The sequence below is a fragment of the Pandoraea sp. SD6-2 genome, assembly GCF_000389825.1.
Classification (GTDB): domain Bacteria; phylum Pseudomonadota; class Gammaproteobacteria; order Burkholderiales; family Burkholderiaceae; genus Pandoraea; species Pandoraea communis.
In genome coordinates, this window is record NZ_KB944423.1 from 361969 (window position 1) to 377268 (window position 15300).

The window sequence follows — 15300 nt, forward strand, 5'->3', positions numbered from 1 at the left end:
GCGCCTGAGCCGGTTTGGCGCAGATTGCGCTGCCGTTGCCACGAGATGCCGCATCCGGCGGCAGATTATGCTGTTTTGCGCGCCTTATGCCTCGTCGCACCACATCATCCGCCAGCGCACGCCGCTGCTCTCGTCACTTTGTGCCGCACCATCGATCCCCAGACGCGCAACGAAAACGATCTCGCTCCCCTGCCAGACGATCGGCACATGCCGCAACCACGCGGCGACCCCGCGATTTTGGTACCAGTGCTTGAGCGAGCGCGAATGGCCGCCCGCTCGCTCGCGCCATCGCTCGCCGCCCGCACGCGACCTTGCCACGAGGGGATGGGCGCGCAACATGCGCTCATCGATGGTGCCCTCGACAGACTCGCCCTCAGCGACCGGCGCGAACACGATGCGCCCCTGCCATTGCGGCAAAGGCCATTCCCGCTGGCCCGACCATCGCAATACGGCGTCAGGCGCCACATCGTCCAGATCTGCCGAACCGTAGACCGCCGTCCATTGCAATTCGTCGCGATACAACCGCAAGACGGCGTCGCCATGCGGCAACTCGAGCGAAGCGTCGGCCTGCGCATCGCGAATCTGCCGCACCCACTCCTCCAGCCGCGCTTCCGGCGGCATGGCCAACCTGCGGCGCGCAGTCCAGTACCGCAGAAGATTCGCCAGTCGAGATGGGTCCAATGTCCGCAAACGGCTGCGTTGCAAACGCTCGTCTCCGTTAGCCGATAGCGAACGCGCCATGTCGAAATCGGCTTGCGCAAGTTGGTCGAGCAGCGACTGCGCCTGCGCGGCATGCCGCGCAAACCGCGCCAAAGTCTCCCGGTACGCAGGGACATGTGCGGCGATCGCAGGCATCACATCGTGACGCAACGCATTACGCAGGTAGTGGCGATCGTCGTTGGACGGATCTTCGACCCACGATAGCGAACGCGCCTTGGCATACGCACGCATCGTCTCGCGCGAGATGTCGAGCAGCGGGCGCAGCAAGCGCACGCGACACGGTTCGCCGCCCGCAACCGGCAACGCGCCTTCCACCGCCATCGCCGCCACACCGGGCAGCCCAGCACCACGCAACATTTGCAGCAGCACCGTCTCGGCCTGATCGTTCGCGTGATGAGCGCTCAAAAGCCATCCCACGCCGTGCGCGACGCAAGACGCCGCAAGGGCTTCATAGCGCGCCGCACGTGCCGCGCCTTCTATACCCTGACGCGCGTCGCGCGGCACATTCACGCGCCGCGCCTCGAACACAAAACCGCGCAAACGCGCTTCGCGCTCGCACACGACTAGCCAGTCGTCCGCGTGTTCGGACAGTCCGTGATGAATGTGGACGGCCAGCGGCGGCGCAACCGTCTCGCCGGCCTCACGACGCGTCCGAACCCAATGTGCGAGCGCATCGAGCAGCACCATCGAGTCGAGGCCGCCGCTCAGCGCGAGGGCAAGGGTGCTGCCGGGTGCAGGTGCGGGTGTGGGGGCGTCGCAAGCGGTGACGTGCGCCGCCAGCGCCAGACGCAAAGCAACGTCCACATGTGCAACTGCCGCGTCGCATCGGACAGATGCGAACGCGGCAGCAGAAGAATCGTGATGAGGCATCGGATTCGGCGTCATCGCCACGACGGGCGACGACGCAATGACGGACGCTTTACTTCGCGACGGCTTCCTTGAATTTGCCATAGCTCATCAGACGCTCGAAACGACGCTCGAGCAGCTCCTTGTGGCTGATGCCCTGGAACTGGCGCAGCGAGTCGGCCAGCGCACGCTTGAGCATGCCGGCCATGCCGAGCGGATCGCGATGCGCACCACCCAGCGGCTCGTTGATGATCTTGTCGATCAGGCCCAGCGCCTTCAGACGGTGGGCCGTCAGACCCAGCGCTTCGGCCGCCTCGGGTGCCTTGGCAGCGCTCTTCCACAGAATCGACGCGCAACCTTCCGGCGAGATCACCGAGTACGTCGAGAACTGCAGCATCATGACCGTATCGGCCACGGCGACAGCCAGCGCACCGCCCGAACCGCCCTCACCGATGATCGTGGTGATGATCGGCGTCTTGAGTTCGGCCATCACGTACAGGTTGTGACCGATGGCTTCCGACTGGCCACGCTCTTCGGCGTCGATCCCCGGATAAGCGCCCGGCGTATCGACGAACGTGAAGACGGGCAGACCGAACTTCTCGGCGAGCTTCATCAGCCGCATGGCCTTGCGATATCCCTCGGGACGCGGCATGCCGAAATTGCGCAGCGCGCGCTCCTTCGTGTCGCGGCCCTTCTGGTGACCGATGACCATGCAGGCCTGACCGTTGAAACGCGCCATGCCACCCACAATGGCGTGATCGTCCGAGAAGGCGCGATCGCCATGCAGTTCGTGAAAGTCGGTAAAGATGTCGCGAACATAATCGAGCGTATAGGGACGCTGCGGATGACGCGAAATTTGCGAAACCTGCCACGGGGACAGGTTCGTGTAGATGTCCTTGGTGAGCTGCTGGCTCTTCTTGGAGAGGCGCTCGATCTCTTCGGAAATGTCGACGGCTGAATCGTCTTGCACAAAGCGCAGCTCTTCAATCTTCGCTTCGAGTTCGGCGATCGGCTGTTCAAAATCCAAAAAGGTGTTCTTCATCAGGTTTCCCCGGAAATGCGGCAGCGTATTGTACCGCCGGCAACGTCTACCCGGCCGAGATAGACAACTTTCATTGTCGTTCAACCCGCAATAGACGCCAATAATGACTGAATGAGACGGAATGGACGCGGATTATACGTCCTCGGCAGAACAATCAGTATTCCACCGGTACCGGTTCGAGACTACGCCACATGTACCAGGTGGCGACGGAGCGCCACGGCTCCCAATTGGCGGCCACTTCCCGCGCTTCGCTGCGCGTGACGGGCTCGCCGCTGAAATAGTTGACGCTGATCGCGTTGATCAGGCCGACATCGTCGAGCGGCAACACGTCGGGGCGCACCAGGTTGAACATCAGGAACATCTCGGCAGTCCAGCGGCCGATGCCGCGAATGCCGGTCAACTCGGCGATGACGGCCTCGTCGTCCATGCTCGCCCAGGCGTCGACGTGCAGCGCGCCCGATTTGAAATGCGTGGCCAGATCGAGGATGTACTCTGCCTTGCGGCGCGACAGCCCGCAACCGGCGAGCGCGTCGTGCCCGGCCTTAATGAACTGGGCCGGCGTGAGCTTCGGGCAGACCGCCGCCACACGGTCCCACACGGCTTGCGCCGCTTTCACGGAGATCTGCTGACCGACGATCGAGCGCGCGAGCGTGACGAACGGTTCGCCGCGTCCGGTCAGATGCGCCGGACCGAATTGCGGAATCAGTTTTTTGAGAATGCGGTCGCGCTTCATCAGATCGGCACACGCCTGATCCCAGAAGCCGGGACGCGTCGCGCCCGAGGCCACCGGCAGCGGCACGGCGCCGGTCACGACCTGCTCGACGACGTCGTGATCGATTCGCGCGATCGCCGGCGTCACGATACGCGTCTCGCCATCGCGCTTGGCGATAACGCGATGCGAGGTCGCGGGCGCTGACTTCGCAGGCGCTTTACGCGCGACCTTCGTTGCGGACTTCGGCACCGCCTTTTGCGCGACCTTCGATGCCGCCGGCTGTGCGGCCTTGCCAGCAGTACCGGCTTTCACCGCCTTTTCGGTCGTCTTGGCGGCGGCGGTCTTCCTGCCGGTCTTGACGGCCGCAGGCTTGCCGACGGCTGCCTTGGCCGGCGCGCGACGTGCGCTCTCGACGGCCTGCGCCGATTTGACGGCCTTGGCCGCCTTCTGCGCTGTCTTGGCCGCAGCGGTCTTGGTTGCAACCTTAGCGGCCACGGATTTACGAGTCACCATGAGATTTGCCTCGATGCGCCGCGCTCAGGCACGACGCCATTCGGTGGCGCCTCCGGGACGGTCTTCCAGCACGATGCCTTCGGCCAGCAGTTCGGCGCGAATGCGATCGGCTTCAGCGAAATTGCGTTCACGCTTGGCCTGGGCGCGCGCTTCGATGCGCGCTTCGACGGCGATACGCAACGCGTCGCCATCGTCCGCGCCCTCACCGCCCGCCGCCCCTTGCAGGAACGATTGCGGGTCACGGCCGAGCAACCCCAGCGTACCGGCGAGTCCCTGCAACTGACGCACGAGCACCGGATCGCGCTGCTTGTTGATTTCACCGGCGAGTTCAAACAGCACGGAAATCGCCACCGGCGTGTTGAAATCGTCATTCATCGCCGCCGCAAAGCGTTGCGCGTATGACTCGTTCCAGTCGAGCGGTGCGCCATCGCCTGCCGCATCCTTGAGCGCCGTGTACAGACGTGTGAGGCCGCCGCGTGCGTCGTCCAGATGCGCATCGCTGTAATTGAGCGGGCTGCGGTACTGTGCGCGCAGAATGAAAAAGCGTACGACTTCCGAATCGAACTTCGCGAGCACTTCGCGAATCGTGAAGAAGTTGCCGAGCGACTTGGACATCTTCTCGTTGTCCACGCGCACGAAGCCGTTGTGCATCCAGTAATTCACGAACGTCTCGCCCGTGGCGCCTTCGCTCTGCGCAATCTCGTTCTCGTGATGGGGGAATTGAAGATCGGCCCCGCCGCCGTGAATGTCGAAATGATTGCCCAGCAACTGGCAGCTCATCGCAGAGCATTCGATATGCCAGCCCGGACGGCCCGCGCCCCACGGCGAGGCCCATTTCGACTCGTCCGGCTCAGTGTCTTTCGCGCGCTTCCACAACACGAAGTCGAGCGGGTCCTGCTTCGCGGTATTGGCGGCAACGCGCTCACCGGCACGCAGATCCTCGATGGACTTGCCCGAAAGCTGGCCATAGCGGGAGAACTTGCGCACGGCATAGTTCACATCGCCGTCTTCGGCCTGATAGGCGTAACCGTTACGTTGCAGCGCACCGATCATGTCGACCATCTGCGGGATGAAGTCGGTCGCGCGCGGCTCGTGATCGGGACGCTGGACGCCGAGCGCGGCGGCATCTTCATGCATTGCCGCGATGAAACGCGTCGTCAGTTCGCGCATCGTCTCGCCGTTCTCGACGGCGCGCTTGATGATCTTGTCGTCGATGTCGGTGATGTTTTGTACGTAGGTCACCTGATACCCAAGCGTACGCAGCCAGCGCTGCACCATGTCGAACACCACCATCACGCGCGCATGACCAATGTGACAGTAGTCATACACCGTCATACCGCAGACATACATGCGGACTTCGCCGGGAACGAGGGGTACGAACGGCTGTTTGTCTCGCGCGAGCGAGTTGTAGACACGGAGTGAATCCATAGATAAGCGCTTGACCGGGCGGCAACAGCGCCGGACGCTGCGACGATGTTCTCGGGGACGTCACGGACTTCGTGGCGAGAGCGACATCGCGAGGCGGGCTGCGCGCCGTGCGGTAGAAAAAACGAACCTGCGAACCGCATCCACCGCCACTACGAGAAATGGCGCGGGCCGGGCGCAGGTGTTTTGTTAGAATGCGGCCGAGTATAGCATCTCTTGCGCACCTCTCAGGTATCCCAAGCACCCACTATGACGCAACGAAGCCGGTCACTTTTGTCCCCCGCAACGCGCCTTGTCTCCCGACTCCGCCCGGTCGCGGCTGCTGTACGCAGCGCCCGTGTGCTGGCGCTTGCGGGCGCCACCCTCGGCCTCGCGGGCACGTTGTTCGCATTGCCCGCCGGTGCTCAGGCCATCACCGATCCGCCACCGCCCGCCCCGCTGCAAACGCCGCAGCAAGCCAGCGAATCGGCTATCAACAAGCTGGCCGACACCGGCAAGTTCAGCGACGCGCTGGCGAAGATCGACGACCATCTCAAGCAGTATCCTCGCGACGCGCAGGTGCGCTTTACGCGCGGTCGCGTGCTCATGGAGATGGGTCGCAACGCCGAAGCCATCGACGCCTTCACCGCCCTCACGCAGGACTTCCCGGAACTGCCCGAGCCGTTCAACAACCTCGCGGCGCTCTACGCGCAGGCAGGTGAGTACGATAAGGCGCGTGCCGCGCTCGAGAGCGCGATTCGCAACAATCCGGGCTTCGCCGTGGCCTACTCGAACCTTGGCGACATCTATGCCAAGCTCGCCCAGCAGGCTTACCAGAAATCGCTGAAGCTCGCGCCGACAGCACGCGTATCGAACCGCGAGAAAATCCTGTCCAACATGCTTGCCCCGCAGCGCGCGGCGCCCGTGAGCCAGACGCCGGCACCGGCCAAGGCCAGCGACGACGCCGCGCTCAAGAATGTCGGCAAGTCAGGCAACTGAGACGCGCCGCGTCTTCCCTCTAACCGAACCCTCATTGCATACGGAGACACGCATGCCCTTTCCGAATCGCCTGCGGCGCGCACTGCTCGGCAGCGTGATCGCTGCGGCCGCCCTGTCGGGCACGAGCCTGAGCGCGTTCGCGCAAAGCGCCCAGCCGCAAGTGCAGTTCAAGACGTCGGCCGGCAACTTCGTGGTCGAACTCAACCCGAAGGCGGCCCCGAAGACGGTCGAGAACTTTCTTCAATACGTCAACAGTGGCTTCTATAACGGCACGATCTTCCACCGCGTCATGAACAACTTCATGATTCAGGGCGGCGGTTTCACGCCCGAGATGAATGAAAAAACCACGCGCGCACCGATTCCCAGCGAATCGCAGAACGGCCTGAAAAACGTGAAAGGCGCCATTGCCATGGCCCGGACGTCGAACCCGAATTCCGCGACCGCGCAATTCTTCATCAATGTGAAGGATAATGCGTCACTGGATTACCCCAGCCCGGATGGCTACGGCTATACGGTATTCGGTAAGGTGGTGTCCGGCATGGATACCGTCGAGAAGATCAAGGGCGTTGCCACGACCCGCAAGGGCATGTACGACGACGTGCCAGCCAAGCCCGTCGTGATCGAATCGGCCAGCGTCGTCAAGCACTGAAATCCGCCGGCCCATCGGAACCATTTCATCAGAAGGAAAGCATCATGGTTGAACTGCACACCAATCACGGCGTCATTCGCATCGAACTCGACGCAGACAAGGCCCCGAAGACGGTCGAGAACTTCCTCAACTACGTCAAGAACGGCTTCTACGACAACACCGTTTTCCATCGCGTGATCAACGGCTTCATGATCCAGGGCGGCGGCTTCGAACCTGGCATGAAGCAAAAGCCGACCGAAGCACCGGTCGAGAACGAGGCCAACAACGGCCTGAAGAACGACAAGTACACCCTGGCCATGGCGCGCACGAACGATCCGCACTCGGCCACGGCACAGTTCTTCATCAACGTCAGCGACAACGACTTCCTGAACCACAGCGCACCGACGCCGCAAGGCTGGGGCTACGCCGTGTTCGGCAAGGTTGTCGAAGGTCAGGACATCGTCGACCAGATCAAGGGCGTGAAGACCGGCTCGAAGGGCTTCCACCAGGACGTGCCGGTTGACGACGTCGTCATCGAAAAGGCCGTGATCGTCGCGTAAGCGCCGCCACCGCCAACTGCGACATTCGATGCCAGTATCGACTGCGCGGTGCCCGCAATGCCCCATAACACCCCGGGGCGACGGGCCCGCGCTTTTCATTTCCGATCTTCACTTGTCGCCGGCGCTGCCGCGCACGGTGCAAGTCTTCGAGGACTTCCTTCGCGGCCCTGCACGTGAAGCGTCCGTCCTGTTCATCCTCGGCGATCTGTTCGAATACTGGATCGGCGACGACATGCTCGATGTCGACGTGCCGGCCGCACCGAACCGTACCGACGCCGCCGCTGCCCCCTGCCCATCGCCCGCCACCGAACCCTTGGGTGCATTCGCCCGCCGGATGACGGCGGCCATGGCCGAATTGTCGGCGAGCGGCGTGCCCATCGCCGTGATGCGAGGCAACCGCGATTTCCTGCTCGGCGAGCGATTTGCACGTGCGGCCGGTGCCGTCATGCTCGACGACCCGTGCGTCTTCTCGTTTCTCGGGCAGGCGCTGGTGCTCAGCCACGGCGACCAGTTATGTACCGACGACGTGGGCTATCAGCGCTTTCGCCGCGTCGCCCATTCGCCGCTCGGCAAGGCGTTTTTCCTGAGGCTTCCACTGCGATTGCGCATGGCCATTGCAAACCGCATCCGCAGACGCAGCGCCGCCAAGGGCGCGCATCGCATGGCCTACGCCGATGCCAACGCGAACGCCATCGCAGCCCTGCTCGACGCTGCCGGCGAACGCACTCTCGTCCACGGGCACACGCATCGTCCGGCGCGGCATGCCGATGGCCGTCGCGTGCGCTGGGTGCTGCCCGACTGGGAGTTCGACGTGGAGCCGCCGCGCGGCGGGTATCTGCAATGGGACGCGCACGGCCTGCGCGCCATCGATCTCGCCCCTTCCACGACGTCAAGCATCTAAGGCTCGCATCGTCTCGATGCAAAACGGCCCGTACTGATGACGGGCCGTTGATCTATCGACGATGTGACGCCGTATCGCCTCACATATCCTGAATTTCCTTGCCGAGCTTGCGCAGTTCGGCGGTGTCGATCTTGCTTGCCCCGAGGGCTTCGAGATGGGCACCGAGCTGGTTGAGCGCCGCCACCATCACGTCGATCTTGTGCGACTGGTCGGTGGCATTTTCGATCAGCCCGTGGATGGCAAGCGAGACGGGATCGTCGGCGTTCGGGGTGATACCGTACGCAGAGAATTCCGTCTTGCGACCGCCGCCCTGCGGCTTGGCCTCGCCCCCCTCGCGAGGCGTATCGGGACGAATGATGCGCGCGGGATTGCCCACCGCCGTGCCACCGGCAGGCACCGCTTTCACGACCACGGCGTTCGAGCCGATCTTTGCGCCCTCGCCTACCGTGAAGCCACCGAGCACCTTGGCCCCGGCGCCGACGATCACACCGGGTTCGAGTGTCGGGTGACGCTTCGCACCGCGCGACAACGACGTGCCGCCAAGCGTGACGCCCTGATAAATCGTGCAATCGTCGCCAATCACCGCCGTCTCGCCGATCACCACCCCCATGCCGTGATCGATGAAGACGCGGCGGCCCAGCGTCGCACCGGGATGAATCTCGATGCCCGTGAGAAAGCGCGCGTACTGCGACACATAACGGCCGAGCCACTTGAAGCCGGACTGCCAGCAGCCGTGCGCCACCCGGTGCAGCATCACCGCATGCAGGCCGGGATAGCAGGTGAAGACCTCCCAGTTGCTGCGGGCCGCAGGGTCCTTTTGCCGAATGGCTGCGATGTCTTCGCGAAGTTGGGTAAACATGAGCGTATTCGATCCTGTCGTTTGCGTCCGGCCGTCTTGGGGCGGATCGCTGCGCAATTACCGGAAAGCAGGCGGCACGAGAGAGTGTCGCATCAATGCCGGCGCTTGCGCTCGAGAATGTGTTTCGCGATGCCGCGCAGAATGTTGACTTCCTCGCGCTCCAGATGACTCTTCGCGAAAAGCCGGCGCAGGCGCGTCATCAGCTTCTTCGGATTATCGGGATCGAGGAAATCGAGGTCGACGAGCGCTCGCTCCAGATGGGACAGCATGCCCTCGACGTCGTCACGGGTGGCGAGCGCCTCCGGGGGTTGCCCATCCAGCCCTGACGGCAGCGACGCCATCGCCACCATCGCCGCGACGGGAGCTGCCTCGCCGCGCTCGCGCGCCAGACACGCCATGCGCACTTCGTAGGCGATCAACTGCACTGCCTGCGACAGATTCAGCGAGCTGTACACCGGGTTGGCCGGAATATGCACGAGTGCATTACAACGCTCCACATCCGTATTCGACAGACCCGTGCGCTCGCTGCCGAAGACAAACGCCACCGCCTCGCCCTGCGCCGCATGCTGCACGGCCATCGCGGCACTCTCGCGTGGCTCGGCATTGGGCGGGCCGTATTCGCGCGAGCGCGCCGAAAGGGCCACAGCCCAGTTCACGCCCTGCAACGCCGCCCCCAGATCGGGCACGATTCGCGCGTTCGCCAGCACGTCGTCGGCGCCGCTCGCAAGCGCCACGGCTTCCGGATCCCCCAGCACGGCCTCTCCGGCACGCGGCGCGACCAGCACCAACTGGCCAAAGCCCATCGTCTTGATCGCACGCGCCGCCGAACCGACGTTGCCGGGGTGGCTGGTCTCGTTGAGCACGAAACGCACTTGATCGAACAACCGTGGCGAAGGTACGGCAGCAGCAGATTGGGACATGAGACAGCGCAGATGAGAAACCAGAGGCAGTGAACGGAATGGCACCGCAGAAAACGCCGGCCCTGGATCGGCGCAACAACATTGCAACACAACGGGCGGCACAGCGGCAAACGTCGCTATTTTGCCCTGAATAGCGAGCGCTGCGTGCCGTCACACCGCACCACGCGCGGGAAGATCCTTCCGACGAAAAAAGGGTCGGAAGAAAAAGACGGCACAGCGCATAGGCCGTGTTTTTGCTAAAATACGCGTTTTCGTCCTCGCAAACGAGCCGCCACCCAGTGTGCGGCGCTTGCGGGGCATCGCTCTTGCTCAATTTGTTCGCTTTGTCTGCCATGCCTGCCGGCCGGCCCAGAAAGGGGCGCGCGTACCGTCGGCAATGGCCTTAACAGGAATCTGTCATGCAGCATCCCATGCTCAATATCGCGGTGAAGGCCGCGCGCCGCGCCGGCAACATCATCAGCCGCGCCTCTCTCGACATCGACACCGTCAAGGTCAGCAAGAAGCAGCACAACGACTTCGTGACGGAAGTGGACAAAGCGGCTGAGCTGGCGATCATCGAAACCCTCCTGCAAGCCTATCCGGACCACGCCATCCTCGCCGAAGAAACGGGCGAGGAGCACGGCAAGACGGGTTCGGAATACCAATGGATCATCGATCCGCTCGACGGCACCACCAACTTCATTCACGGCCTGCCCTACTACTGCACGTCGATCGCCCTCGCGCACAGGGGTATCGTCTCGCAGGCCGTGGTCTACGATCCGACCCGCAACGAACTCTTCACCGCCTCGCGTGGGCGTGGTGCATTCCTCGACGGCAAGCGTATTCGCGTGTCGCGCCGCGATCGTCTGGCCGACGGCCTGATCGGCACCGGTTTCCCGTTCCGCGATCTGCAAGGCGTTGAGAACTATCTGAAGATGTTCGGCACGATGACCGAGCATTGCGCCGGCATCCGCCGTCCGGGTGCTGCGGCACTCGACCTGGCCAACGTCGCTGCCGGGCGCATGGACGGCTTCTTCGAGCAAGGCCTGAACGCGTGGGACATGGCCGCCGGCAGCCTGCTGATTACCGAAGCCGGTGGTCTGGTCGGTAACTACACCGGCGAGTCGGACTTCCTGTTCGAAGGCGAAATCCTCGCGGGCAACCCGAAGATCTACGCGCAGATGGTCAAGCTGCTTGAAGGCTATTCGCGCGCCAAACGTCCGGCCACGCCGGCACGCGCCAGCGCTGCGGCCACGCAAGACAGCGCACAGTCGTAAGAAGCGCATACGGGGGCATGACGCCCCCTGTAAAAAAACCCCGGCGATGCTCACGCATCCCGGGGTTTTTTGGTTTCCGGCGCGGCTGCAGGCAGCCCCGGAACGACTCACACGTAACGCCTTACGCGCCCAGACGCGTGAGCACCGTATCGCGGCCAAGCAGTTCCAGTACGGCGTCGATGGCCGGCGTGTGCGTCGTGCCGACCACCAGCAGGCGCACCGGCATCGCGAGCTGTGGCATTTTCATGCCGTGCTGCGCGAGCGTAGCCTTGAAAGCGGGCGAAATCGCTTCCTTCTTCCACTCCGGCAGCGCCGCCAGTGCGATGGCCAGGTCCTTCACCGCCGCACGCGCCGCATCCGTCATGTGCTGGGCCAGATCGGCTTCCGACGGCTCAGGCTTGCGATAGAACATTTCGGCGCTTTGCGCGATGTCCTTGATCGTGTTCGCACGATCCTTGAACAGCGCAACCACACCGGTGAGCGACGGACCGCCTTCGACCGACACGCCCGCCTTTTGCAAGAACGGATCGGTCAGCCCGGCCAAACGCTCGTTGTCGGCCTGCTTCAGATACTGGTTGTTCAGCCACAGCAGCTTTTCGGGATTGTGCTGCGCCGGCGACTTGCCCAGGTGGTCGAGATCGAACCACGCAACGAACTGCTCGCGCGTGAAGACTTCCGCATCGCCGTGCGCCCAGCCCAGACGCGCCAGGTAATTCACCACGGCTTCAGGCAGGAACCCCTCTTCGCGATACTGAACCACGCTCATGGCGCCATTGCGCTTGGACATCTTCTCGCCCTGGTCGTTGAGCACCGTGGGCAAGTGCGCATACACCGGCGGCTGCTTGCCGAGCGCTTCGAAGATGTTGATCTGACGCGGCGTGTTGTTCACATGGTCGTCGCCGCGAATCACGTGCGTGATGTCCATGTCGATGTCGTCGACCACGACACAGAAGTTGTACGTCGGCGTGCCGTCCGGGCGCGCGATCACGAGGTCGTCGAGTTCTTCGTTCGAGATCTCGATGCGGCCTTTCACGGCGTCTTCCCACACCACGTTGCCGCTGAGCGGGTTCTTGAAGCGCAGCACCGGCTGCACGCCAGCGGGCGGTTCGGGCAGCACCTTGCCCGGCTCCGGGCGCCAGCGGCCGTCGTAACGCGGCTTCTCACCGCGCGCGCGCTGCTGCTCGCGCAACTCGTCGAGTTCTTCCACGCTCATGTAGCACGGATAAACATGCCCGGCCGCCTTCAGTTGCGCGAGCACTTCGCGGTAGCGATCCATGCGCTGCATCTGGTAGAACGGGCCTTCGTCATAATCGAGGCCGAGCCATTCCATGCCTTCGAGAATGACCTGCACGGCTTCCGGGGTCGAGCGCTCGAGATCGGTGTCTTCGATGCGCAGCACGAACGTGCCTTTGTTGTGACGCGCGAAGGCCCACGGATAGAGAGCGGAACGGATGTTGCCCAGATGGATGAATCCGGTCGGGCTAGGCGCAAAGCGGGTGCGGACAGTGGTCATGGTTTGGCTTCGGTGCATCGCGTTGGCAACAAACAAAAACGCCCGCGGCGGAGGGTCTCGCGCAGGCGGGTCGCCAACATTCGGAAGCCGTCATTATATCAGCCGAGTGCGTGCATTCGCGGCACAGTCCGAGCGAGGGATCGGAATTTCCCTCCACCTGCATCGGACGCCGCCCCGCGCGCGCGTCCGATGCGGCCCCGTCACCCCGGAACGATGTCCGGCAAAACGCCGCCGGACGCGACGCTGTGCCAAGGTTTCAGAGCTTGGCGAGCGAGACCTCGGTCGCCTTGACGAGGGCCACGACTTCGGAGCCGACGTCCAGTCGCAGTTCGTCGATCGAGCGCGTGGTGATGACCGACGTCACGATGCCGCTCGGCGTTTCGACATCCACTTCGGACAGCACCGGGCCGCGCAGGATTTCTCGAATACGGCCCTTGAACTGGTTACGGACGTTGATAGCGGTGATACCCATGATGAACTCCTGTGTTCGGAAAAGAGAGCGAAGAAACGAGTGAACGAATGCCGTCAGACAGCCCAGCGCACGGTTGCCGCCGGCCACAGCGGCTCGGGTGCGGGAATGTGGGCGCTGGCTAAGGGCTCGGTTTGAAGCACACGTGCGAGTACCCGGGCCTCAAGTCCGGCAAACTCGACACTGCCGCGGGCGCGCGGACGCACCAGCGGCACCGATTGATCAAGACCCAACTGCCCTTGCTCGATGAGCACCACGCGATCGGCCAGCGCCACCGCCTCTTGCACATCGTGCGTGACAAGCAATGCCGTGAAGCCATGGGCACGCCACAGACGTTCGATCAGGGCGTGCATTTCGATACGCGTGAGCGCGTCGAGCGCACCGAGCGGCTCGTCCAGCAGCAGCAAGTCGGGTTGATGCACCAAGGCCCGCGCGAGCGCCACACGCTGGCGCTGTCCGCCGGACAACTGGCTCGGCCAGTCGTTTGCGCGCTCGGCCAGACCGACTTCGCCCAGTACGTCGAGTGCCTTGGCGTGCGACGATTTCGGCAGCCCGAGCGCGACGTTTTCCAGCACCGTGCGCCATGGCAGCAGACGCGCGTCCTGAAACATGATGCGCGTGGACACCGCACCGGATGCGCCACCGAGCGCATGTCCGTCGAGCGTGATGTGCCCCGCGTCGGGCGTCTCGAGGCCCGCGATCAGTCGCAGCAGTGTCGACTTGCCGCAGCCGCTGCGCCCCACGATGGCGGCAAACCCGCCGCGCGGAATCGTCAGCGAGAAGTCGGAAAGCACCGGACGGGCGCCATAACGCTTGCCGACACTGTCGATATGCAGGCCAGCCGTCGATGCCGGGGCATCCACGTCGCTCGCCGGATGCACCACTTTAAGATTCGTCCCCGACGTAGTGCGCGGCACGGCGTGGCCGGCAACGTTCGGACCGAGCGGCAGTTGCGTGCCGAACGGATCGGCTTGCGGATCGAGCGGCAAGCGGCTTGCGGCGCGCTGCTCGGCCGTCCATTCGGCCTCGATGTCGACGCCCGCGACCGGGGCCAATTGTTGTGCGCTCATGCGGCGGCTCCTCGTTGAAAGGCCGGATGCCAACGCAACCAGCGAAATTCCAGTGCTTTGGCCAGCACATCGGCCAGCTTGCCGAGCAACGCGTACAGCAAAATCCCCACGAGCACGATGTCGGTCTGGAGGAACTCACGAGCGTTCATCGTCAGATAACCGATACCCGACTGCGCCGAGATGGTTTCCGCAACGATCAGCGTCACCCACATCAAGCCCAGCGAGAAGCGCACGCCCACCAGAATCGACGGCAGCGCGCCCGGCAGAATCACGTCTCGATACAGCGCCCATCCCCGCAAACCGTAACTGCGCGCCATCTCCACCAACGCCGGATCGACGGCACGAATACCGGCATACGTATTCAGATACATCGGGAAGAACACCCCGATGGACACCAGGAACAGCTTGGCCTTCTCGTCGATGCCGAACCACAGGATCACGAGCGGAATGAGTGCCAGATGCGGGATGTTGCGCAGCATCTGGAACGACGAATCGAGTGCCGTTTCCGCCACACGCGACACGCCGGTCAGCATGCCGAGCAACAGGCCGAGGCCGCCGCCGATCAGAAAGCCGATCACTGCGCGACCGGTCGACACGCCGATATCGCGCCAGATCTGGCCGCTCACGGCGAGTTGCCAGGCAGCGTCGACCACGGCCGACGGCGCGGGCAGCACCCGTGTCGACAGCCAGCCTTGCTGCGCGGCCAATTGCCATAGCGCCACCAGCACGATGGGCACGGCCCACGGCGCAAGCCGTCTCGCTACCGTGCGCCGGTAGCGTTGCAGCGCACCTCCGCCGCGAGCGAGGGGGACCGCAGCCTGTGTGTCGGTCAAGGTCGTTTGCGTCATACCAATTCTCCCCGAGGCATTGCAGCCTCGCTTCTCTTCA

Annotated in this window: 15 protein-coding genes; 5 read left to right on the forward strand and 10 right to left on the reverse strand. The window is 63.7% G+C overall.

The window, feature by feature from the left end; genetic code table 11:
* Positions 1-84 precede the first annotated feature (84 nt).
* The 4 genes from tilS to cysS all read right to left on the reverse strand — a co-directional run bounded on the left by tilS (position 85) and on the right by cysS (position 5261).
* Complete coding sequence (gene tilS, locus C266_RS01700) at positions 85-1524, reverse strand: tRNA lysidine(34) synthetase TilS (RefSeq protein ID WP_168162854.1); 1440 nt, start codon at positions 1522-1524, stop codon at positions 85-87.
* A 115-nt stretch (positions 1525-1639) separates the two neighbouring features.
* On the reverse strand, positions 1640-2608 hold the full coding sequence (locus C266_RS01705) for an acetyl-CoA carboxylase carboxyltransferase subunit alpha (protein ID WP_010807331.1): 969 nt from the start codon (positions 2606-2608) through the stop codon (positions 1640-1642).
* A 154-nt stretch (positions 2609-2762) separates the two neighbouring features.
* Complete coding sequence (locus C266_RS01710; protein WP_010807332.1) at positions 2763-3833, reverse strand: DNA-3-methyladenine glycosylase; 1071 nt, start codon at positions 3831-3833, stop codon at positions 2763-2765.
* A 24-nt stretch (positions 3834-3857) separates the two neighbouring features.
* Positions 3858-5261, reverse strand: a complete 1404-nt coding sequence (gene cysS, locus C266_RS01715) for a cysteine--tRNA ligase (RefSeq protein WP_010807333.1) — start codon at positions 5259-5261, stop codon at positions 3858-3860.
* A 336-nt stretch (positions 5262-5597) separates the two neighbouring features.
* On the opposite strand from cysS, the gene C266_RS01720 reads away from it, so the two are divergent.
* From C266_RS01720 to C266_RS01735, 4 genes are read left to right on the forward strand one after another with little or no spacing between them, the layout of a single operon-like run.
* Entirely contained in the window at positions 5598-6236 is a 639-nt protein-coding gene (locus C266_RS01720) for a tetratricopeptide repeat protein (RefSeq protein ID WP_010807334.1), read from the forward strand.
* Between the two features lie 52 nt (positions 6237-6288).
* The gene (locus C266_RS01725) at positions 6289-6885 is read left to right on the forward strand and encodes a peptidylprolyl isomerase (RefSeq protein WP_010807335.1); all 597 of its coding nucleotides are present in this window, start codon (positions 6289-6291) and stop codon (positions 6883-6885) included.
* Between the two features lie 44 nt (positions 6886-6929).
* Entirely contained in the window at positions 6930-7424 is a 495-nt protein-coding gene (locus C266_RS01730; RefSeq protein ID WP_010807336.1) for a peptidylprolyl isomerase, read from the forward strand.
* Between the two features lie 28 nt (positions 7425-7452).
* On the forward strand, positions 7453-8325 hold the full coding sequence (locus tag C266_RS01735) for a UDP-2,3-diacylglucosamine diphosphatase (RefSeq protein WP_256380687.1): 873 nt from the start codon (positions 7453-7455) through the stop codon (positions 8323-8325).
* Positions 8326-8404: 79 nt separating this feature from the next.
* Here C266_RS01735 and cysE read toward each other — a convergent pair whose 3' ends face one another.
* Positions 8405-9184: a serine O-acetyltransferase gene (cysE, locus tag C266_RS01740; protein ID WP_010807338.1), complete on the reverse strand. Its 780-nt coding sequence runs from the start codon at positions 9182-9184 to the stop codon at positions 8405-8407.
* Between the two features lie 92 nt (positions 9185-9276).
* Positions 9277-10104: an RNA methyltransferase gene (locus C266_RS01745; protein ID WP_051126088.1), complete on the reverse strand. Its 828-nt coding sequence runs from the start codon at positions 10102-10104 to the stop codon at positions 9277-9279.
* A gap of 398 nt (positions 10105-10502) precedes the next feature.
* Here C266_RS01745 and C266_RS01750 point away from each other — a divergent pair, with 398 nt between their 5' ends.
* Positions 10503-11360 carry an inositol monophosphatase family protein gene (locus C266_RS01750; RefSeq protein WP_010807340.1) on the forward strand — a complete coding sequence of 286 codons (858 nt, stop codon included), beginning with the start codon at positions 10503-10505 and terminating at the stop codon, positions 11358-11360.
* Positions 11361-11481: 121 nt separating this feature from the next.
* Here the strand turns inward: C266_RS01750 and gltX are convergent, their stop codons facing one another.
* From gltX to ssuC, 4 genes are all read right to left on the reverse strand, one after another.
* Complete coding sequence (gene gltX, locus C266_RS01755; RefSeq protein WP_010807341.1) at positions 11482-12873, reverse strand: glutamate--tRNA ligase; 1392 nt, start codon at positions 12871-12873, stop codon at positions 11482-11484.
* Between the two features lie 256 nt (positions 12874-13129).
* Positions 13130-13345: a molybdopterin-binding protein gene (locus C266_RS01760; RefSeq protein WP_010807342.1), complete on the reverse strand. Its 216-nt coding sequence runs from the start codon at positions 13343-13345 to the stop codon at positions 13130-13132.
* A gap of 53 nt (positions 13346-13398) precedes the next feature.
* Positions 13399-14412, reverse strand: coding sequence for an ATP-binding cassette domain-containing protein (locus C266_RS01765; RefSeq protein WP_010807343.1), 1014 nt, complete (start codon positions 14410-14412; stop codon positions 13399-13401).
* On the reverse strand, positions 14409-15260 hold the full coding sequence (ssuC, locus tag C266_RS01770; protein ID WP_010807344.1) for an aliphatic sulfonate ABC transporter permease SsuC: 852 nt from the start codon (positions 15258-15260) through the stop codon (positions 14409-14411). The genes C266_RS01765 and ssuC overlap by 4 nt, the downstream gene beginning before the upstream one ends.
* Between the last annotated feature and the right edge of the window lie 40 nt (positions 15261-15300).

Bases quoted from the DNA above. Each gene is read 5' to 3' on its own strand.
- C266_RS01705 (WP_010807331.1), bottom strand. From the start codon at position 2,608: ATGAAGAACACCTTTTTGGATTTTGAACAGCCGATCGCCGAACTCGAA.
- C266_RS01710 (WP_010807332.1), bottom strand. From the start codon at position 3,833: ATGGTGACTCGTAAATCCGTGGCCGCTAAGGTTGCAACCAAGACCGCT.
- cysS (WP_010807333.1), bottom strand. From the start codon at position 5,261: ATGGATTCACTCCGTGTCTACAACTCGCTCGCGCGAGACAAACAGCCG.
- C266_RS01725 (WP_010807335.1), top strand. From the start codon at position 6,289: ATGCCCTTTCCGAATCGCCTGCGGCGCGCACTGCTCGGCAGCGTGATC.
- C266_RS01730 (WP_010807336.1), top strand. From the start codon at position 6,930: ATGGTTGAACTGCACACCAATCACGGCGTCATTCGCATCGAACTCGAC.
- C266_RS01735 (WP_256380687.1), top strand. From the start codon at position 7,453: ATGCCAGTATCGACTGCGCGGTGCCCGCAATGCCCCATAACACCCCGG.
- cysE (WP_010807338.1), bottom strand. From the start codon at position 9,184: ATGTTTACCCAACTTCGCGAAGACATCGCAGCCATTCGGCAAAAGGAC.
- C266_RS01745 (WP_051126088.1), bottom strand. From the start codon at position 10,104: ATGTCCCAATCTGCTGCTGCCGTACCTTCGCCACGGTTGTTCGATCAA.
- C266_RS01750 (WP_010807340.1), top strand. From the start codon at position 10,503: ATGCAGCATCCCATGCTCAATATCGCGGTGAAGGCCGCGCGCCGCGCC.
- gltX (WP_010807341.1), bottom strand. From the start codon at position 12,873: ATGACCACTGTCCGCACCCGCTTTGCGCCTAGCCCGACCGGATTCATC.
- C266_RS01760 (WP_010807342.1), bottom strand. From the start codon at position 13,345: ATGGGTATCACCGCTATCAACGTCCGTAACCAGTTCAAGGGCCGTATT.
- C266_RS01765 (WP_010807343.1), bottom strand. From the start codon at position 14,412: ATGAGCGCACAACAATTGGCCCCGGTCGCGGGCGTCGACATCGAGGCC.
- ssuC (WP_010807344.1), bottom strand. From the start codon at position 15,260: ATGACGCAAACGACCTTGACCGACACACAGGCTGCGGTCCCCCTCGCT.